Origin of the sequence: Reyranella sp. (genome assembly GCF_030651995.1) — a bacterium.
GTDB lineage: Bacteria > Pseudomonadota > Alphaproteobacteria > Reyranellales > Reyranellaceae > Reyranella.
Window position 1 is genome coordinate 81377 of sequence record NZ_JAUSBN010000052.1, and the last position, 18912, is coordinate 100288.

21 protein-coding genes are annotated in these 18912 nt (G+C 67.8%); 11 read left to right on the top strand and 10 right to left on the bottom strand.

Annotated features, from left to right (window positions below; translation table 11 throughout):
• The first annotated feature begins 7 nt into the window (after nucleotides 1-7).
• A complete protein-coding gene (gene purD / locus Q7V45_RS15750; protein WP_304853760.1) occupies nucleotides 8-1282 on the top strand; it encodes a phosphoribosylamine--glycine ligase in 1275 nt (424 codons plus the stop codon).
• A 113-nt stretch (nucleotides 1283-1395) separates the two neighbouring features.
• Here the strand turns inward: purD and Q7V45_RS15755 are convergent, their stop codons facing one another.
• A complete protein-coding gene (locus Q7V45_RS15755; RefSeq protein ID WP_304853762.1) occupies nucleotides 1396-1560 on the bottom strand; it encodes a hypothetical protein in 165 nt (54 codons plus the stop codon).
• Nucleotides 1561-1972: 412 nt separating this feature from the next.
• Between Q7V45_RS15755 and Q7V45_RS15760 the strand changes: the two genes are divergently transcribed.
• Genes Q7V45_RS15760 through pncA form a run of 5 tightly spaced genes read left to right on the top strand, consistent with a single transcriptional unit; the run spans nucleotide 1973 to nucleotide 6159 of the window.
• Nucleotides 1973-2173, top strand: a complete 201-nt coding sequence (locus Q7V45_RS15760) for a phosphoribosylglycinamide synthetase C domain-containing protein (RefSeq protein ID WP_304853842.1) — start codon at nucleotides 1973-1975, stop codon at nucleotides 2171-2173.
• A gap of 51 nt (nucleotides 2174-2224) precedes the next feature.
• On the top strand, nucleotides 2225-3352 hold the full coding sequence (locus Q7V45_RS15765) for an MBL fold metallo-hydrolase (protein ID WP_304853764.1): 1128 nt from the start codon (nucleotides 2225-2227) through the stop codon (nucleotides 3350-3352).
• A gap of 21 nt (nucleotides 3353-3373) precedes the next feature.
• Entirely contained in the window at nucleotides 3374-4417 is a 1044-nt protein-coding gene (gene queA / locus Q7V45_RS15770) for a tRNA preQ1(34) S-adenosylmethionine ribosyltransferase-isomerase QueA (protein WP_304853766.1), read from the top strand.
• Complete coding sequence (tgt, locus tag Q7V45_RS15775) at nucleotides 4414-5538, top strand: tRNA guanosine(34) transglycosylase Tgt (protein ID WP_304853767.1); 1125 nt, start codon at nucleotides 4414-4416, stop codon at nucleotides 5536-5538. The genes queA and tgt overlap by 4 nt, the downstream gene beginning before the upstream one ends.
• A gap of 12 nt (nucleotides 5539-5550) precedes the next feature.
• Nucleotides 5551-6159: a bifunctional nicotinamidase/pyrazinamidase gene (gene pncA, locus Q7V45_RS15780; RefSeq protein WP_304853768.1), complete on the top strand. Its 609-nt coding sequence runs from the start codon at nucleotides 5551-5553 to the stop codon at nucleotides 6157-6159.
• Between the two features lie 135 nt (nucleotides 6160-6294).
• On the opposite strand, the gene pcaF is transcribed toward pncA, so the two are convergent.
• From pcaF to Q7V45_RS15805, 5 genes are all read right to left on the bottom strand, one after another.
• A complete protein-coding gene (gene pcaF, locus Q7V45_RS15785) occupies nucleotides 6295-7497 on the bottom strand; it encodes a 3-oxoadipyl-CoA thiolase (RefSeq protein ID WP_304853770.1) in 1203 nt (400 codons plus the stop codon).
• Between the two features lie 127 nt (nucleotides 7498-7624).
• Nucleotides 7625-8281 (bottom strand): class I SAM-dependent methyltransferase, encoded by a 657-nt coding sequence (locus tag Q7V45_RS15790; RefSeq protein WP_370692609.1) that lies wholly within the window; start codon nucleotides 8279-8281, stop codon nucleotides 7625-7627.
• The gene (locus Q7V45_RS15795; RefSeq protein WP_304853835.1) at nucleotides 8278-9507 is read right to left on the bottom strand and encodes a DUF3419 family protein; all 1230 of its coding nucleotides are present in this window, start codon (nucleotides 9505-9507) and stop codon (nucleotides 8278-8280) included. The genes Q7V45_RS15790 and Q7V45_RS15795 overlap by 4 nt, the downstream gene beginning before the upstream one ends.
• 79 nt (nucleotides 9508-9586) lie before the next feature.
• Complete coding sequence (locus Q7V45_RS15800) at nucleotides 9587-9973, bottom strand: PIN domain-containing protein (protein WP_304853771.1); 387 nt, start codon at nucleotides 9971-9973, stop codon at nucleotides 9587-9589.
• Nucleotides 9970-10287 carry a type II toxin-antitoxin system Phd/YefM family antitoxin gene (locus Q7V45_RS15805; RefSeq protein WP_304853772.1) on the bottom strand — a complete coding sequence of 106 codons (318 nt, stop codon included), beginning with the start codon at nucleotides 10285-10287 and terminating at the stop codon, nucleotides 9970-9972. Before Q7V45_RS15805 ends, Q7V45_RS15800 begins: the two co-directional genes overlap by 4 nt.
• A gap of 70 nt (nucleotides 10288-10357) precedes the next feature.
• Between Q7V45_RS15805 and Q7V45_RS15810 the strand changes: the two genes are divergently transcribed.
• The 4 genes from Q7V45_RS15810 (at nucleotide 10358) to Q7V45_RS15825 (ending at nucleotide 14520) form a co-directional block, all read left to right on the top strand.
• The gene (locus Q7V45_RS15810; protein WP_304853773.1) at nucleotides 10358-10909 is read left to right on the top strand and encodes a methylated-DNA--[protein]-cysteine S-methyltransferase; all 552 of its coding nucleotides are present in this window, start codon (nucleotides 10358-10360) and stop codon (nucleotides 10907-10909) included.
• Nucleotides 10906-11544, top strand: a complete 639-nt coding sequence (locus Q7V45_RS15815) for a DNA-3-methyladenine glycosylase (protein ID WP_304853775.1) — start codon at nucleotides 10906-10908, stop codon at nucleotides 11542-11544. The genes Q7V45_RS15810 and Q7V45_RS15815 overlap by 4 nt, the downstream gene beginning before the upstream one ends.
• Nucleotides 11545-11616: 72 nt before the next feature.
• The gene (locus tag Q7V45_RS15820) at nucleotides 11617-13008 is read left to right on the top strand and encodes a malonyl-CoA decarboxylase domain-containing protein (protein WP_304853776.1); all 1392 of its coding nucleotides are present in this window, start codon (nucleotides 11617-11619) and stop codon (nucleotides 13006-13008) included.
• A 114-nt stretch (nucleotides 13009-13122) separates the two neighbouring features.
• The gene (locus Q7V45_RS15825; RefSeq protein WP_304853777.1) at nucleotides 13123-14520 is read left to right on the top strand and encodes a DUF2235 domain-containing protein; all 1398 of its coding nucleotides are present in this window, start codon (nucleotides 13123-13125) and stop codon (nucleotides 14518-14520) included.
• A gap of 5 nt (nucleotides 14521-14525) precedes the next feature.
• On the opposite strand, the gene Q7V45_RS15830 is transcribed toward Q7V45_RS15825, so the two are convergent.
• From Q7V45_RS15830 to paaG (Q7V45_RS15840), 3 genes are read right to left on the bottom strand one after another with little or no spacing between them, the layout of a single operon-like run.
• Nucleotides 14526-15458: an SMP-30/gluconolactonase/LRE family protein gene (locus Q7V45_RS15830; protein ID WP_304853779.1), complete on the bottom strand. Its 933-nt coding sequence runs from the start codon at nucleotides 15456-15458 to the stop codon at nucleotides 14526-14528.
• 33 nt (nucleotides 15459-15491) lie between these two features.
• Entirely contained in the window at nucleotides 15492-16280 is a 789-nt protein-coding gene (gene paaG / locus Q7V45_RS15835) for a 2-(1,2-epoxy-1,2-dihydrophenyl)acetyl-CoA isomerase PaaG (RefSeq protein WP_304853781.1), read from the bottom strand.
• Between the two features lie 11 nt (nucleotides 16281-16291).
• Nucleotides 16292-17098 (bottom strand): 2-(1,2-epoxy-1,2-dihydrophenyl)acetyl-CoA isomerase PaaG, encoded by an 807-nt coding sequence (gene paaG / locus Q7V45_RS15840; protein WP_304853782.1) that lies wholly within the window; start codon nucleotides 17096-17098, stop codon nucleotides 16292-16294.
• A gap of 81 nt (nucleotides 17099-17179) precedes the next feature.
• On the opposite strand from paaG (Q7V45_RS15840), the gene Q7V45_RS15845 reads away from it, so the two are divergent.
• A complete protein-coding gene (locus Q7V45_RS15845) occupies nucleotides 17180-17626 on the top strand; it encodes a flavodoxin domain-containing protein (protein ID WP_304853783.1) in 447 nt (148 codons plus the stop codon).
• A 104-nt stretch (nucleotides 17627-17730) separates the two neighbouring features.
• On the opposite strand, the gene Q7V45_RS15850 is transcribed toward Q7V45_RS15845, so the two are convergent.
• A complete protein-coding gene (locus Q7V45_RS15850; protein WP_304853784.1) occupies nucleotides 17731-18813 on the bottom strand; it encodes an adenylate/guanylate cyclase domain-containing protein in 1083 nt (360 codons plus the stop codon).
• Between the last annotated feature and the right edge of the window lie 99 nt (nucleotides 18814-18912).

The window sequence follows — 18912 nt, forward strand, 5'->3', positions numbered from 1 at the left end:
CCTCGCCATGCGAATCCTCGTGGTGGGCGGCGGCGGCCGCGAACATGCCCTGTGCTGGGCGATTTCGGCCTCTCCGCTGTGCACGAAGCTCTACTGCGCGCCGGGCAATGCCGGCATCGCGCAGGTCGCCGAATGCGTCGATGTCGGAGCCGAGGACATTCCCGGCCAGGTGGCGCTGGCGCAGCGGCTGAAGATCGATTTCGTGGTGATCGCCCCCGACGCGCCGCTGGTGGCCGGCATGGCCGACGCCTTCGCCGAGGCCGGCATCAAGGCCTGGGGCCCGTCGAAGGCCGCCGCCCGCATCGAGGGCTCGAAGAGCTTCACCAAGGAACTCTGCCGCGCCAACAACATCCCGACCGCCGCCTATGAGCGCTTCACCGAGGTCGGGCCGGCCGAGGCCTATCTCCGGGCCCAGGGCCTGCCCATCGTAATCAAGGCCGACGGTCTTGCCGCCGGCAAGGGCGTGATCATCGCCGAGACGGTCGAGCAGGCGATCGAGGCGGTGCGCGACATGCTCTCGGGCAACCGCTTCGGCGCCGCCGGCGCCTCGGTGGTGATCGAGGAGTTCATGCAGGGCGAGGAAGCGAGCTTCTTCGCCCTCACAGACGGCGAGCATGTGCTGCCGCTGGTCGGCGCGCAGGACCACAAGCGCGCCTTCGACGGCGACACGGGCCCCAACACCGGCGGCATGGGCGCCTACTCACCCGCCCCGATCTTCGACGCCGCCATGCAGCAGCGCACGATGGACGAGATCGTGCTGCCGACCGTGCGCGCGCTCGCCCGGGCCGGCACGCCGTTCAGGGGCGTGCTCTATGCCGGCCTGATGATCGACGCCAAGGGCCCGCGGCTGGTCGAGTACAATTGCCGCTTCGGCGATCCCGAGACCCAGGTCCTGATGATGCGGCTGAAATCCGACCTCGTGCCGGCGCTGCTGGCCAGCGCCGAAGGCGGGCTGAAGCATCTCGACCTGCGCTGGTCGCCCGACGCCGCCGTCACAGTGATCATGGCGACCAAGGGCTATCCCGACTCCTACCCAAAGGGCAGCGAGATCCGTGGCCTGGCCGAGGCCGCCAGGGTCGAGGGTGTGCAGATCTTCCACGCCGGCACCAAGGCCGGCCCGGACGGGAAAATCCTGGCCAATGGCGGCCGCGTCCTGAACGTCAGCGCCATGGCCCCCACCGTCGAGGAAGCCCGCGCCCGCGCCTACCGCGCCGTCGACCTGATCGACTGGCCCGAGGGCTTCTACCGCAAGGACATTGCCTGGCGGGCGCTCAAAGGCTGACCTTTCATGCAAGATCGACCGGCTGAAGCTGCTGCAGGCCCTGGTCGCGGCCATGCCGGCGACGGGCGAATGGGACCCGCCGAGGGGGCGGCACCCCCTTGCGCCAGGGGATTTCAGCGGGCGTTGGGATCGTAAGGCGTTGCCGGCAGCCCGGTCTGCATTTCGCCACTGCCACGACCATAGCCTTGGTATCGGCTGTCCTTGGGAATGCCGTCGCAGCCGGTCGAACCGGCCAAGGCGGCGAGCACGAGCACGATGATAGGAAACGCTGCCTTCATGCTCTGCTACCCCGCTTGCCCCCTTGGGCTGGATGTTGGGCTGGATGTCGGGCTCGCGGCGGCGCGCGCCGTGCTGGTCGACCGGCAGGCCACGAAGCCTTCCAGAACCGGCATTTTCTGGATGAACCCATAAGGTCAAAGCTATCATTCTGCCGTGTCAGCGGGAAGGATGATCGCGGATATGGCTTCCGCTGCTTGTCGCCGATCGACACGACACCGAAGTCGACCTTTGATCCGACATTCCCCGGAAGAACCCCGATTCCTGGCGGCATGGGAGGCTTCGCGACCACCGAGGGCAGTTCTGAGTGCCGTGCGGAAGGGTAATTGCCCGGATTGGCTGCTGATCTCACTGAGCCGAGAATTCCACGGCTGGTGATTGCGCCGATTCTCGTCATCAAGGCACACCTCTCCCGTGTTTCTTGCCGGAGCTCATGACAGCCTGACGCGTCACACCGGCACCAACGCCGGCCCGGAGGGCACCATCCTCGCCAATGGCGGCCGGGTCCTGGATGTCAGCGCCATGGCGTCCACCGTCAAGGAACCCCGAGCCCGCGCCTACCGCGCGATCGACCCGATCGTCTGGCCGGAAGGGAGCATGAGCCTGAAAAGCTGACATGCGCCCTCCCCCGGAGACGGGGGCCGGAGAATCCTCTAGTTTCCCGCCATGCCTGACGCCCTCTCCGAGTCCCAGCGCCTGCTGGCCCAGCTTCGCTTTCCCTGCGGTGACGTGCCGGAACCCGGCGACATCAAGAACGTCGCCCCCGGCATCCACTGGCTGCGCATGCCGCTGCCGTTCCAGCTCAACCACATCAACCTGTGGCTGATCGAGGAGAAGGATGGCTGGACGATCGTCGACACCGGCATCAATTCGCAGGACACGCGAACGCTCTGGGAGAAGATCTTCGCCGAGAAGCTGGGGGGCAAACCAGTCGTGCGCGTGATCGGCACGCACCTCCACCCAGACCATATCGGCCTCGCGGGCTGGCTGTGCGAGCGGTGGAACGCGCCGCTCTACATGACGCTGGGCGAGTACATGAGCGCACAGGCCGCGCGCAACGACTTCGTCGAGAATGAGGAGACGCGCGCGGAGCACGTCACGCGCAACGGCGTGCCGGCCGATCGCATCGCCAACTTCCATCGCCACAAGGGCGGCTACGCCAAGGGCGTGGTGCCGCTGCCGACCGCCTACCGGCGCATGATCCATGCGCATCCCATCACCATCGGCGGTCATCGCTGGGACGTCATCGTGGGCCGCGGGCATGCGCCCGAACATGCCTCGCTCTGGTGTCCCGAACTCAACGTGATGATCGCGGGCGACCAGGTGCTGCCCAAGATCAGCACCAATGTCGGCGTGTGGCCCAACGAGCCGCTGGCAGACGCGCTGACCTGGTTCCTCGATGGCTTCTCGCGCTTCCGCCGCCTGCCGGCCGACGCGCTGGTCCTGCCGAGCCACGGCTTCCCCTTCATCGGCCTGCATACCCGGCTCGACCAGCTCGTCGCCCATCACGACGCCCGGCTGAACGACATGGAGCGGGCGATCGCCGCCCGGGGTCCAGAGGGCGCGACCGGCTGGGACATGGTGCCGGTCCTCTTCCCCCGCCATCTCGACAACAACCAGATCGTCTTCGCCTTCGGTGAGACGCTGGCGCACCTCCATTGCCTGGAGACACGCGCGCGGGTGAAGCGCGTCGTGGTCGACGGCGTGCACCGCTTCGTGGCGCTGGCCGATCTGAATACCCTGCCCCCGGCCGACGATTCGGACGGCGTGGTCATGGACATCGGCCAGACCTGACCAAGGCCAGATTCCCAAACGATGCGCGTCGACCTTTTCGATTTCGCGCTGCCGGACGAACTGATCGCCCAGCGGCCTGTCTCCCCGCGCGACTCCGCGCGCCTGCTCGACGTCACGGGCGAGACCCTGCACGACCGCACCGTGCGGTCGCTGCCCGGCCTGCTGCGGCGCGGCGACCTGCTCGTCTTCAACGACACCAGGGTCATCCCCGCGCGCCTGAAGGGCGTGCGGCCGGGCCAGGGCATCCGCCAGGACGTGGCGGTCGAGGCGCTGCTGATCCGCGATCTCGGTAACCGGCGCTGGCGCGCCTTCGCCCGCCCGGGAAAGCGGCTGCGGCCGGGCGATGCGCTGGCCTTCCCGGGGCTTCGCGCCCGCGTCGAGTCCAAGGAAGAGGACGGCTCGCTGGTGCTGGCCTTCGACCAGGAGGGTCACGCCTTTCTCACGGCCCTCGAGCAGGAAGGTACGGTACCTCTGCCACCCTACATTCGCGGCGGCACCGCCGACGCGCAGGACCGCAAGGATTACCAGACGCTGTTTGCCAGGCACGACGGCTCCGTCGCCGCCCCCACCGCCGGGCTGCATTTCACGCCCGAGCTGATGGCCGCCCTCGCCGACAGCGGCATCACCACGGCGGGCGTCACCCTGCATGTCGGCGCGGGCACCTTCCAGCCGGTACGGGTGGACGACACCGACGCGCATACGATGCACGCCGAATGGGGCGAGGTTTCGGAGGCGACGGCGCGCGCCGTCGAGGCGACGCGCATCCTGGGCGGCCGCATCGTCTCGATCGGCACGACCTCGCTGCGCCTGCTCGAAACCGTGGCACGCGAGCATGACGGCGCCCTCAAGCCGTGGAGCGGCGAGACCGACATCTTCATCACGCCGGGCTTCAAGTTCCGCGCGGTCGACCTGCTGCTGACCAACTTCCACCTGCCCCGCTCGACCCTGTTCATGCTGGTCTCCGCCTTCGCCGGGCTGGAGCGCATGAAACAGGCCTACGAGCACGCCGTGCGCGAGCGATACCGCTTCTATTCCTACGGCGATTGTTGTCTGTTGCGCCGATGAGCCTTTCCTACGAGCTGCTGGGCAGCGACGGCGCCGCCCGCCGCGGCCGGATATCGACCGCGCACGGAACCATCGAGACGCCGGCCTTCATGCCGGTCGGCACCGCGGGTACGGTGAAGGCGATGCTGCCGCAATCCGTCGCCGAGACCGGCGCGGAGATCGTGCTGGGCAACACCTTCCACCTGATGCTGCGGCCGGGCGCCGAACGCGTCGCAGCACTTGGCGGCCTGCACAAGTTCATGAACTGGCCGGGCCCGATCCTGACCGATTCGGGCGGCTTCCAGGTGATGTCGCTCAAGGAGCTGCGCAAGCTCGACCCCGACGGCGTCACCTTCCGCTCGCCCAAAGACGGTTCGCAGCATCGCCTGACGCCCGAAAGCTCGATCGGCATCCAGCGCCTGCTCGACGCCGACATCACCATGTCGTTCGACGAATGCACCAGCTGGCCGGTCGAGGAGCCGGAAGCCGCCTTCTCGATGCGGCTCTCCATGAAGTGGGCCGAGCGCGGCCGCAGGGCCTTCGTCGATCGCCCGGGCTACGGCCTGTTCGGCATCGTCCAGGGCAGCACCTTCCCGGCGTTGCGCGAGGAGAGTGCGAAGGCGCTGATCGACATCGGCTTTGACGGCTACGCGGTCGGCGGCCTCGCCGTGGGCGAAGGCCAGGAACTCATGTTCGGCACGCTCGACTACACGGTGCCGATGCTGCCCGCCGACCGGCCGCGCTACCTGATGGGCGTCGGCCGTCCCGGCGACATCGTCGGCGCGGTGAAGCGCGGCATCGACATGTTCGACTGCGTGATGCCGACGCGCGCAGGCCGCACGGCGCAGGCCTTCACGCGCCGCGGTGAGCTCAACATGCGCAACGCCCGCCATCGCGACGATCCGCGTCCGATCGACGAGCACTGCGGCTGCCCTGCCTGCCGGCATCACAGCCGCGCCTATCTGCATCACCTGATCCGCGCCGACGAGATCCTGGGCGCGATGCTGCTCACCTGGCACAATCTCCACTACTATCAGGACGTGATGCGCGGGCTGCGCGGCGCCATCGAGAGCAAGAGCCTGGACTCCTGGATCGCCTCGTTCGAGCGCGACCAGGCGCTGGGCGACATCCCACCCATGTAGCGGAGCGCACCGATGCCGAACGAGGCCCTGATCGTCGTCGACGTGCAGAACGATTTCTGCGAGGCCGGTGCATTGGCCGTGGCCGGCGCCCACGCCATCGTCCCGCTGGTCAATCGCCTGATCGCGCGCCACGACCATGTCGTGCTGACTCAGGACTGGCATCCGCCGGGCCATGCCTCGTTCGCGAGCGCGTGGCAGGACGCGGAGCCGTTCACCACGGTGCAGTTCCCCTACGGGCCGCAGGTCCTGTGGCCGGACCATTGCGTGCAGGGCACGCCGGGGGCCGCGTTCCATCCCGACCTGGAGGTCACCAAGGCGCAGATGATCGTGCGCAAGGGCTTCCACACCGGCATCGATTCCTATTCCGCGTTCCGCGAGAACGACCGCATGACGCGCACCGGCCTCGACGGCTACCTGAAGGCGCGCGGTTTCACGAAGCTGATCTTCTGCGGCCTGGCGCTCGACTACTGCGTCGCCTGGTCGGCCATCGACGCGCGTCAGGCGGGCTTCGACGTGGCCGTGGTGGTCGAGGCGACGGCCGCCATCGACCTCGACGACAGCCGCAAGCGCATGATGAGCGACATGCGCCGCGCCGGGATCAATCTGAACGCTACTGCGTAGCGCTTTTTCATATTCCTCTCCCCCGGTAGGGGGAGAGGTTAGGTGAGGGGGTTACGGGCGGTGCGTCGCCCCCTCACCCAGCCTCTCCCCCTATCGGGGGAGAGGAGTCTGAATGAGACGTGGGTACAGCTCGACCTAAACACGCTCCAGCGCGAGCGCGATGCCCTGGCCGACGCCGATGCACATGGTGGCGAGGGCGCGCTTGCCGCCGGTGGCCTCGAGCTGGTTGAGCGCGGTGATCATCAGGCGGCCGCCCGAGGCGCCCAGCGGATGGCCGAGCGCGATCGCGCCGCCGTTCGGGTTCACGTGCTCGGCATCGTCGGCGAGGCCCAGCTGGCGCAGCACGGCCAGCGCCTGGGCGGCGAAGGCCTCGTTGAGCTCGATCGTGTCGAAATCGGCGATGGTCATGCCGAGCTTGGCCAGCAGCTTCTGCGTCGCCGGCACCGGGCCGATGCCCATGACCCGCGGCGGCACGCCGGCCGAGACCGTGCCCAGGATACGGGCCCGCGGTGTCAGGCCGTTGGCGCGGGCGGCGGCTTCCGAGGCGATGATCATGGCGCAGGCGCCGTCGTTCAGGCCCGAGGAGTTGCCGGCCGTCACCGAGCCGCCGTCGCGGAACGCGGCGGCGAGCTTGGACAGGGTCTCCATCGTGGTGTCGCCGCGCGGGTGCTCGTCCTTCTCCACGATCACCTCGGTCTTGCCCCTCTTCACGCAGACCTTGACGATCTCCTTCTCGAAGAAGCCGCGCTCCTGCGCGGCCCTGCAGCGGCGCTGGCTGCGATAGGCGAAGGCGTCCTGGTCGGTGCGGCTGATCTGGTGCTCGGTGGCGACGTTCTCGGCGGTCTGGCCCATCGGGTCGACGCCATAGGCCGCCTTCATGCGCGGATTGACGAACCGCCAGCCCAGCACCGTGTCCTCGAGCTTCATCGAGCGGTCGAAGGCGCTTTCGGGCTTGCCCATCACGTAGGGCGAGCGGGTCATGCCTTCGACGCCGCCGGCGATCATCAGGTCGGCCTCGCCGAGCTTCACGGCACGGGCGGCATGGCCCGCGGCTTCGAGGCCGGAACCGCAGAGGCGGTTGACGGTGGCGCCGGCCACCTCGACCGGCAGGCCCGCGAGCAGCCCGGCCATGCGGGCGACGTTGCGATTGTCCTCGCCGGCCTGGTTCACGCAGCCATAGATGACGTCGTCGACCGAGCCCCAGTCGACGCTGGCGTTGCGCTGCATCAGCGCCTTGATCGGATGGGCCGCAAGGTCATCGACGCGCATGCCGCCGAGGCCGCCATTGTAGCGGCCGACAGGGGTGCGAATCGCATCGCAAATGAAGGCTTCGGTCATCTTGGGTACTCCCGACTAAGGCAATCGTTGCTGAGGGGTTAGCACCCGACGCGTGCGGTTGCCAATGGCCCCCGCGATGCCCCTGGGACAGGGGCGCCATGCCCTGGAAGAGCGAGCGCGGCCTTCCTTAGCGGGCAGAGCGACGACAGACGGCGTATTGGGCGTAGCCGAGATGCGGCCGTTCGAAGCGCCGGACCTCGATGTCGCCGGGCAGCCGCGTCAGGGCGGCCTCCAGCGCGTCGCGCGGGATCACGTGGAACAGCGCCAGCCACTGGCGCAGGCCGCCGCGGAACCAGCGCGGCAGCCGCTCCTGGCCGCCAAAGTCGACGAGATGCAGCTCACCGCCGGGCTGCAGCCACACGACCGACTGGGCCAGCGCCTCCTCCCACTCGGGGATCATCGACAGCGTGTAGGAGAAGAAGATGCGCGAGAATCCCGGCACACCGAACAACAGGGCCGGGTCGAAGCGCGTGGCATCGGCATGGGCGAGGCGAATGCGGCCACCCAGCCCTTCCCGGTCGACGCGGCGGCGCGCCGTGTCGAGCATTTCCAGCGACAGGTCGATGCCGAACAGCGGTGTGTCGGAATGACGATGGGCAACCGCGATCAGGTTGCGCGCCGTGCCACATCCGATCTCCAGCACGCGACCGCCGGGCGGCGGCGCGAGGCCGTCGATCAACCGGTCACGGCCCAGCAGGTAGTATTTGCGGCTGAGATCGTAAACGTGGCGCTGACGGCGATAGATCCGGTCCATCAGACCGGCATTGGCGAGTGTCGTGCTCACGGCTTCAGCACATAGAGATGGAAGCCGCCATAGATGGCCGACCGGTCGCGTGCGGTGAAGGCGCGCGACGCCTCTGCCTCATAGTGCCACTGGTCGAGCAGCGCGGACGCGACGCGACCGGGCAGCAGCGAGGGCTCGGCGGCGGTGCGGAAGATCACGCGGGCGCCCGGCCGCGCCGTGCGCGTGATCTCGGCCCACAGCGCATTGAGCTGCGCGTCGGTCATCCAGTCCTGGGCGTCGAGCAGCACGTAGCGGTCGCGCGAGCCGGCGGGACAGGCCGCAAGATAATCCGTCACCGAGCGGTTCATCACCTCGACCTTCCCGGCGCCGTGCTTCACCGCGGGGAAATTCTCCTGCCTGAGATAGGGCGGCAAGGGCCCACTGGCGTTACGCGCATAGCCGCGGCCGAAGGCCTGCCAGGCGAAGTAATTGTCTTCGAGGCTGAAACCGCAGGCCAGCCGCTCGACGCGGTCGCGCAGCACCGAGCCCATGTCGCGGCCGCCGGCCAGCGCCTCGTACTGCGCCGGGGGGATGCCGAGGCCGTAGAGCGACAGGCGGTTCGACGTCGCCCAGCGCACGGCCGGCTTGTCGAACAGCGGCGCCAGCACCGTATCGAAGAAGCGCTGCTGCTCCTCGATCGTCCGCGCCGCGAGGAGCTTGCGGAAGTCGACGCCGTAGGCCCGCGCGGCAATGTGCGCCGCGCCGATGAAGCGGCCGAGCACGCCGTGGCGATAGGCGTTCTGGGCGAAGATCGAGATACGGCGCCGGCCGCCCCGGTGCAGGCTGCGGCCTTCCCAGTAGGCGCGGCTCTCGGTATCGAGATGAGGCGCGATCTCGCGGTCGTAGACGCGCGGATTGGCACCCGAGTCGGCGGCGCCGAAGAAGCGATAGTAATCCGACCAGGAGGGCAGTCTCTGCGCCGCCGTGAGCTTCAGCCGGTTGAGCGCAACATGCGCGCGGCTGAGGTCGACGGCGGTGATGCGCGCGGGATCGGCGGTGAGATAGGACAGGATGTTGCAGCCGCCCGACGCGATCGCCACGACGTGGCAGTCCGGCGTCAGCGCCATCGCCTCCAGGTCGATCTCCGGATCTTCCCAGATCTGGGCGTAGACCAGACCGCGGAACAGCCGCTCGAACAGCTTCTCCAGCATCCCTTCACGGGACAGAACCTTGTGGCGGCGCACCGCCTGCTTCAGGAGCGAATGGCTTTCTGCCCGCGGATGGATCAACCCAACAACTCCGGCTCTAAATCGAGTCCCTGACGCTAGACGCGGTCGGTGCCAGTTTGATGACGGTCGCCGAAGCTTACAGAGGAAGGAGAGAGACACCCAAGGCGCGCGCCGCCAGAGCAAGGCGGTCATCGTACGTCGCCAGGTCGACGGTCTGACCGCGCGACCGCAGAAACTCGATCGACGCGAGATGAAGCGCATCGAGCGTACGGACGGGAACGGGAAAGGGGTCGAGCGCGCGCGCCAGGATCGGAGGTGCAAGCTCGATCAGGGTAACGCGCCCGAGCAGCGCCCGCGCTTCCTCGCCATGGGAGAGACCAAGACCGCGCGCATGCAAGCGGGTCCACATCTCGTGTTCCAGCAACCGGCTCGACACGAGCGACTGCCGCCAAAGGGCCTCCGGCGGCGCACGATCTTCCGCGAGCATGTGGGCCAGGGCGACCGATGTATCGAGATAGATCAACGGGCGTCGCGATCCTCGCGCAGCTCGGCCAGGATATCGTCGAAGGGCGCCACGGGACGACGGGGTGGCACGCCGCTTGCGGCGAGCGGTGGCGGTGCGATCCAGCCTTGCCGCACGGCGTCCGCCAGCAAGGCATCGCCCGGAGACGCACTTCGCCCGGAGGCCGGCGGTACGAGTTCGGCAACGACCCGGTTGCGGTCGGTGACGAGAACGGTCTCGCCGGCCGCCGCCGCCCGCACATATTCGCTGAGCTGGTTCTTCAGGTCCTTGATGCCGACGATGCGCATGCCAACAAGGTAGCTACTCGTAGCCACCCATTCAATCCACCGCTGGGCCGAACCGCTAACTTGACGGGTTGACCGGTTAGAGGGAAAGGTCGAGCCCATGAGCGCCCGCGATTTCGCCCTGTTCGACACGCCGATCGGCACCTGCGCCGTCGCCTGGAGCGGTCGCGGCATCGCCGGGCTTCAGCTTCCCGAGGCGAACCCGGCGGCGACGCGCGCCCGCGTCAAACGTCGCTGGCCCGATGCCGTCGAAGCGAGCTCGGTGCCGGCCGGCGTGCAGCGCGCGCTCGATCGCGTGCAGTCACTCCTGGCAGGCGATGCCGTCGATCTCGCCGACATCCCGCTCGACCTCGAAGCCGCGCCCGAGTTCCACCGCAGGGTTTACGAGGTGGCGCGCACCATTCCGCCCGGCCGCACCATGACCTATGGCGAGATCGCGCGGCGTCTCGGCGTGCCGCACGAATCGCGCGAGGTCGGCCAGGCGCTGGGCAAGAACCCGGTGGCCATCATCGTGCCCTGCCATCGCGTGCTGGGTGCCGACGGGAGGATGGGCGGCTTCTCGGCCAATGGCGGCGTCTCGACCAAGCGGCGCATGCTGGAAATCGAGGGCGCGGCCGAGGTCGGCGCGGGGCCTCTCTTTGCAGCTCGATGAACCGTTTCACGTTCAAGCCGGCGAAAGCCATCGCGCATCTCAGGGCCGCCGATCCTACGCTGGCCGCGATCATCGACACGGTCGGCCCCTTCCGCATGCAGCTCAAGGTCTCGCGCAGTCTGTTCGGCTCGCTGGCCGAGGCCATCGTCTACCAGCAGCTCTCGAACAAGGCGGCCGCCACCATCTACGGCAGGGTGGAGGCGCTCTATCCCGACGCGCCCGATGGCTTCACGCCGCGTCACATCCTGAAGACACCGGACGACGCCTTGCGCGGCTGCGGTCTGTCGCACGCCAAGGTGCTGGCGGTGCAGGACCTGGCACGCCGTGTCGAGGGCGGCGAACTGCCGACGCTCGACGAGGCGCTGGCGATCCCCGACGCCGAACTGATCGAGCGCCTGGTGACGGTCCGCGGCATCGGCCGCTGGAGCGCCGAGATGTTCCTGATGTTCCGCCTCGGCCGCCCCGACGTGCTGCCGCTCGACGACTACAGTCTGCGCAAGGCCTACGCCAAGGCGTTCAGGAAGCGCGCGTTGCCCTCACCGCAAGCGCTGGAGAAAGCCGGTGAGAAATGGCGGCCCTATCGCACGGTGGCGAGCTGGTATCTGTGGCGCGTGCTGGACCTGCCTTCTTCATAACAGCGCGGCGAGGTGAAGCCTCGTTCATCTGACGCCACTGGAGTGACACGTTTGCTATGACATAATCGGCACATGGCCCTGCTGTTCTCCAATACCGTCGACCGTACCCTCGAACGACTTCGCACTGCTTTCGTCGACACCGCCCGCGGCGCCCGCGAGGCGGTGGGCGCGCCGCTCCGGCCCGATCTTCCCGACGACGACATCCCGCGCCTGAAAAGCCGAATCGACGCCTGCCTCGAAGGCAAGGGCGGCGAGACGGCGCGTCGCGGCCGGGCCGCCGAACTGGGGCAGGCCTACCTGTCGCTCTCGCCCGCGGGTCGCAAGAAGTTCCTGATGACCCTGGCGCGCGACTACGGCCTGCCGCGCGAGGCCGCGATGAAGACGGTCGACCATTGGCGCGCCGGCAAGGAGCCCGCCCGGGCGTTGCGTCGCGAACTGGAGCCGCCGGCTGTGCGGCTGCTGCGCGAGTTCGTCGGCGTGCCGCAGGGTGTGAAGTTCGTGGTCGACCTGCGCGCCGAGTTGCTGGCGTTGGGTCGCAGCGACGCCGCGGCCAAGGCGCTGAGCGAGGATTTGCGCTCGCTGCTGGGGGCCTGGTTCGACGTGGCCTTCCTCGATCTGGTGCGCATCGACTGGGCCTCGCCCGCCTCGCTGCTGGAAAAACTGGTGACCTACGAGGCCGTGCACGCCATCCGTTCCTGGCGCGACCTCAAGAACCGGCTCGATTCGGACCGCCGCTGCTTCGCCTTCTTCCATCCGCGCATGCCCGACGAGCCGCTGATCTTCGTCGAGGTGGCGCTGGTCGACGGCATGGCGGGCAACGTGCAACGCCTGCTCGACGCGCGCGACGAGACGCACGATCCCAAGCACGCCAACACCGCGATTTTCTATTCGATCTCGAACTGCCAGCAGGGGCTGGCGGGCATCAGCTTCGGCAACTTCCTGATCAAGCGCGTCGCCGACCAGCTGTCGCGCGACCTGCCCAACATCAAGGACTTCGCGACCCTGTCGCCGATTCCCGGCCTGCGCCAGCATGTCGAGCACCGGTTCAAGACCGAGGGCGACGGCGCGCTGACCCAGAACGAGATCGCCTCGCTGGGGCCGGTCATCGACGACGCACACGGCGCGGCGGCCGTCCTCAAGCTCCTGGCGCGCCCGATCTGGTGGGAGGTGCCCGCCATCGACAAGGCGCTGCGCCCGATCCTGACGCGGCTCGCCGCCGTCTATCTCACCGCCACCGACAAGGGCCGCGCGCTCGACCGGGTGGCGCATTTTCACCTCGGCAACGGCGCCGTCGTCGAGCGGCTCAACTGGCTGGGCGACACCAGCGCCAATGGGTTCAAGCAGTCCTACGGCATGATGGTGAATTACCGCTACAAGCTCTCCGACGTCGACGCCAACCACGAGGCCTATGCCGCCGGCAAGGTCGTCGCCAGCCGCGAGGTGCGGGGGCAGGCGAAAAGTTGAGCCCGTGAGCCAGCTTCCGCGGTGATATGCGGCCGTGCATGAGCGCGCGACATGGCCACACCATGCAATTGATGGTTTAGTTCCCTCTTCACCGTAGGGGGACGGCGAATGTCGATGACGGACATGCCTGCAGGCGCGCCCGCGTCCGGGAAAAAGCGCATCATCCTGCTGCTCGATGGCACGTGGAACGACCGGGATTTCGGCAACTCGGACACGAACGTCGTCAGGCTGCAGCGGATAATCGCCGAAACCTTGCGCGACAGGAAGGACACTGGCGACGTCCGTCCTCAGGATCCAACGAAGATCACCAGCTCGATCGACGATGTCGACGGCACCATCAATATCGTGTTCTACGAGCGCGGCATCGGCACGTCGTGGCAGGACCGGCTGAAGGGCGGCATCTTCGGGTCGGGCATGCCGCAGAAAATCAGGAATGCCTACCGTTTCCTGTCCTTCCACTACGAGCCCGGCTGCGAAGTTTTCGTATTCGGGTTTTCGCGCGGCGCCTACACGGCCAGGTCCCTCGTGGGATTCATCGGCGCCGCCGGGTTGCTGCGCTGCCAGGACTGTACGAAGACCAACGAAGCGTTGGCCTGGGCCTACTATCGAACACCACCAAATGAACGCCTGCCGGGCGTGCATGCGGCACTTACCCCCTACGTCCATGATCGCGATAAGTTCCGCATCTCGTGCGTCGGCGTCTTCGATACCGTGGGAGCCCTCGGCGTCCCGCTTCACAGGTTCAAACTCTTCAATCGCGACAAGTATCAGTTCCACGATGTCGACCTGTCATCGATCACGGAGCTCAATCTTCACGCCGTTGCGATCGATGAGCACCGGCAGCCTTTCGAGGCGACCGTCTGGCGGCGCCCGAAATTCAAGCGCTACCTCAGCCGTACGGAGCAGGTATGGTTTCCCGGCGTCCATGCCGATGTCGGCGGAAGCTACATTCCCGAAGCCGATCGGCGGCGCGACAATCCCCGATCCCTCGACGACGTGACGCTCGACTGGATGCTGAAGCGGGTGACGAAGAAGTTTCCCAGATTTCCGGCGGATCCAAAGAAATGGAAACTCATCGAACCAGGCTGGGCGACGGCGGCGCAGCACGAAAGCCGTCTCCGCTTCTACCGCCTCATGCCTCTCACATTACGGTCGATCGGCAACTACCCGATCCGCGATCTGCCCCGTTTCCACTACAACGGCTGCTATGATCGCCACGCCGTTCCCATGTGGGAGAAGGTTCATATTTCGTCCCTCCAGCGCCTTGGCGAGACCATCGAGACCCGCACGGGCAAGCAGGTTTCCCGTGCTCGTTACCTGCCCCGGAACCTGATCTCGGCGCTTCCCGTCATACGGGCCACCTACCGCGAGCCTGTCGAAGAAGCACCGGACGACATGCACTACCAGATCCGAATCGTGAACTGGGACGGCGAGGAATTCCTGCCAACGGATCCGGAGCACCGGACCGCCGCCCGGACGATCGTCCAGGCGGCCGTGGACCGAATGAAGTAGCGGCCCTACTTGTTCAGATACTCGAGCTTCAGCCCCGGACGCGGCCATTCGAAGCTGACCAGCTTGCCGGTCATCGACAGCGTGGCGTAGGCGGTGCGCAGGTCCGGTCCGCCGAAGCAGACGTTGGTGACCATCGGGTCGGGGAACTTGTGCTGCGTCACCGACTTTCCGTCGGGCGAGATGTCGGAGACGGCGCCGGTGATCAGGGTCGCGACGCAGATGTGGCCGGCCGAATCGACGGCCAGCGAATCGAACATCTGGTAGCCGCCGAGGCCCGCCACCACCCGGCCCTTTTCGCCGCGATAGGGGCCGTTGGCGTCCTTGATCGTGCCGGGCGACGACAGATCGAAGGCCCAGAGGCGCGCGGTCGGGGTCTCCACGACATAAAGCGTCTTGCCGTCAGGCGAGAGGCCGCAGCCGTTGGGGCGCTCCAGCGGGAACACTTTTTGCTCGATCTTCGAGCCGTCGGCCCTGGCGTAGTAGACGGCGCCACGATCGCTGTCGTACTCGCGCGTCTTGCCGAGGTCGGTGAACCAGAAGCCGCCGGCATCGTCGAACACGAGATCGTTCGGGCCGTTCAGCTTGCGGCCGTCGCAGCTGTCGTACAGCGTCTCGAACTTGCCGGTCTCCGGGTCGACCACCTGGATCGAGCCGCCTTTGTACGAGGCCGGCGCCGTGCCCGGGAAGAGGCGGCCGTCGGACCGCTCGACCCAGTTGAAGCCGCCATTGTTGGTCACGTAGATCTTGCCGCCAGGGCCCATCGCCGCGCCGTTGGGGCCGCCGCCAAGCTTGGCAATGATGTGCTGCTTGCCGTCGGGCGTGACGCGGGTGAGCGTCTCGCGCGCGATCTCGACCAGGATGACCGAACCGTCCGGCATGGCCACCGGACCCTCGGGGAACCTGAGGCCCGAAGTGATCTCCTTGAACGGCGTCGTCATGGTGGTCTCTCCCGTGATCGTATTCTTGTAGTCCTACTTGCCCTTGAAGGCGGGCTTGCGCTTGGCGAGGAAGGCCGCGACGCCCTCCTTGAAGTCCTCGCTCTTGCCCAGCTCGCGCTGGAAGTCGCGCTCGACGTCGAGCTGCTGCGACAGCGTGTTGCCGCTGGCGCGGTTCATCGCCTCCTTGATGCGGGCGAGCGACATCGTCGGCCCGTCCGCGAGGCGGCGCGCGAGGTCGCCTGCCGTCTTCATGAGATCGGCATCCTCGACCACGTCCCAGATCAGGCCCCAGTCCTTGGCCTGCTGGGCGCTGATCTGCGGCGCCAGCATCGCCAGCGCCCGCGCCCGCTGCTCGCCCACCAGACGCGGCAGGAACCAGGTGCTGCCGCCGTCGGGCAGCAGGCCGATGCGGGCGAAGGCCTGCAGGAAGGACGCCGACTTGCCCGCCACGGCGATGTCGGAGGCGAGCGCGAAGCTCATGCCGACGCCGGCCGCCGGGCCGTTCACCGCCGCCACGATCGGCTTGGGGACGCTGCGCATCAGGCGGATCACGGGATTGAAGAACTTGTCGAGCGCCTCGCCCGAGTCCGAGGTGTTGCCCTTTGCGCGGTCGGGATCGGCGAGGTCGGCGCCGGCGCAGAAGCCGCGACCCGCGCCGGTCAGCAGCACGGCGCGCACAGAGGCGTCGGCCGCGAGCTCCTCCCAGCACTGCTTCAGCTCGCCGATCATCTTGCGCGACACGGCATTCAGCCGGTCCGGCGCGTTCAGGGTCAGGGTGGCGAGGCCGTCTTCCTTGGCGATCTGGATCTTCTCGTAGGTCATTCTTTCGTCTCTCAACGTCCGGTGAAATGGGGGGCGCGCTTGGCGAGGAAGGCCGCAACGCCCTCCTTGAAATCCTCGCTCTTGCCGAGCTCGCGCTGGTGGTCGCGTTCGAGGTCGAGCTGCTGGTCAAGCGTGTTGGTGGCGGCCGCGTTGATCGCGCCCTTGATCGCCGCATAGGAGCGGGTCGGGCCGGTGGCGAGCTTCCTGGCGATCTTGCCGGCCTCGTCCATCAGGGCGGCATCGTCGACGACCTGCCAGACCATGCCCATGCGCGCGGCCTCCTCGGCCGGGACGGAGGTGCCGAGCATCGCGAGCGCGCGGGCCCGGGCATCGCCCACCGTGTGCGGCAGGAACCAGGTGCCGCCCAGGTCGGGGATCAGCGAGATGCGCACGAAGGCCTGGTCGAAACGGGCCGAGCGCGCGGCGATCACGATATCGCAGGCCAGCGCCAAGTTGGCGCCACCGCCGGCCGCCACACCGTTCACGGCCGCCACGATGGGCTTCGGGAGATCGCGCATGGCCCGGATCATCGGATTGAAGATTCGGTCCATGGCCGCGCCGACGTCGCGCGGGCCCGAGGCCCCCGCATCGCCGGGACCGCCGCCGGCGAGGTCGGCGCCGGCGCAGAAGCCGCGGCCGGTGCCGGTCAGCAGCACGGCGCGCACGGCATCGTCGTCGCGGGCGCGCTTCAGCTCGGCGTTCATGGTTTCGATCAGTTGATGGCTCATGGCGTTCAGCCGCTGCGGGCGGTTGAGCGTCAGGGTCAGCACGCCGCCCTCGAGGGCGGACAGAACGGGCGTTTCTCGTGTTTCAGTCATGGGCCGCAAGACTGGCATGGCCGAATCGGCCGCGCCATCCGGTCGCGTCGCATCGCGGCACTCGGTCCCTTATCCGGGAGTATGGCCTCAATCCTCATTCTTGTCGGCACCGAGTCGGGCAATGCCCAGATGGTGGCCGACGCGCTGCAACCCGTGCTGGCGAGTGCCGGACACGCCGTCGACGTCACCGACAAGGCCGCGACCGCCGCCGACCTGGAGGCGCACGACGTGCTCCTCGCGGTCTGCGCGACCCACGGCTCGGGCGACATCCCGACCAACATCCTGCCGCTGGTGGAGACACTGGAGCGCGACAAGCCCGACCTGTCGGGCCATCGCTACGGCGTCATCGCGCTGGGCGACATGACCTACCAGGACACGTTCTGCGGCGGCGGCAAGAAGGTCGACCAGGCGCTGGAGCGGTGCGGCGCCCGGAAGGTCGGCGACCGGCTCGAAATCGACGCCTCCGAGCAGCCCCTGCCCGACGAGGAAGCGCTGACCTGGATCGAGGGCTGGAAGACGAAGGTCTGAAGGAAAGGTCCTTCGCTGCGCTCAGGATGACAATGTTGTTGGGTCGACGCGGTGCGCCAACTCCGAAAATGTTGTCATCCTGAGCGCAGCGAAGGACCTTTGGCTCAGTCCGGCAGCGTGAAGATCTCGACCGGCTCGCGGACACCGCGCAGGCGGTGCTTGCCCAGGGATTTCATCGGGCGCGGGCAGTCCTGGTTGAATTCGGCGGAGGCGCAGACGCGGACGCCGAGGGCCTTGGTGAGGCCCTGGAGCCGCGAGGCGCGGTTGACCGCGGAGCCGATGACGGTGAAGTCGAGCCGGTCCTCGGTGCCGATATTGCCGAAGGTGACCGTCCCGACGTGGAGCCCGATGCCGAACTTGATCGGCTCGGCGCCGGCCGTGGCGCGCGCCTCGTTGGCGGCTTCGGCATCGGCGATCAACTTGCGCGCGGCGTCGAGCGCGGCCGCTGTCACCATCGGCATGAACAGCGCATCCTCGGCCGGAAAATAGGCCATCACGCCGTCGCCGATGAACTTCAGGATCTCGCCGCCATGTTTGGCGAGCGCATCGCCCACCAACTGGAAGTAGTTGTTCAGCAGTTCGAGCACCTGGTCGGGAGGCAGGCGCTCGTTGAGGCCAGTGAAGTCGCGCAGGTCCGAGAACCAGAGCACCGCCCGGATCTCCTCGCCGTCGCCGCGGCGGATCATGCCGCGCAGGATGCGCTCGCCGACCTGGCGGCCGAGATAGGTCTGGGCGACGGTCTGGGCGACGCTCTCCTCGATGTACATCTCGGTCACCGCGCCCATCATGTCGACCAGGCGCGTCAGGTCGTCGATGTCGGCGTCGCTGAAGCCGTCCTTACGATCGGTCGCGAAGGCCACGACCGGCAGCGGCCCGTCGCGGCGTACGCGCATCGGCAGCGAGAAGTAATCGGCGCCGCCGCCGTCCTTGACCTCGTGCAGAACGTGATGGTGCCGCTCGGTCAGGCCGTCGAGCCGGTAGCGGACCGGGGTGCCCCCTTCCCGCACCTCCTGCAGGGGGCTGCCGATATAGGCCGGGGTGAACTGAACGCCGTAGGCCCGGGTGATCGTCTCGGCCCGCTCGCCGCGCCGCCACAGGAAGCCCATCGCCTGGAGCTGCGGGTGGACGAGTTGCAGGCCGATATACGTGCGCCAGACCGGGATGCCGGCCTCGAGCACGCGATTCATGAGCTGCTCGAGGAAGGCGTCCGGTCTCCGGACCAGCCGGCCTTCCCGGATCAACCATTTCTCGACCGGCAGCAGCCGATCCGCTGCCGGCGCGGTAAA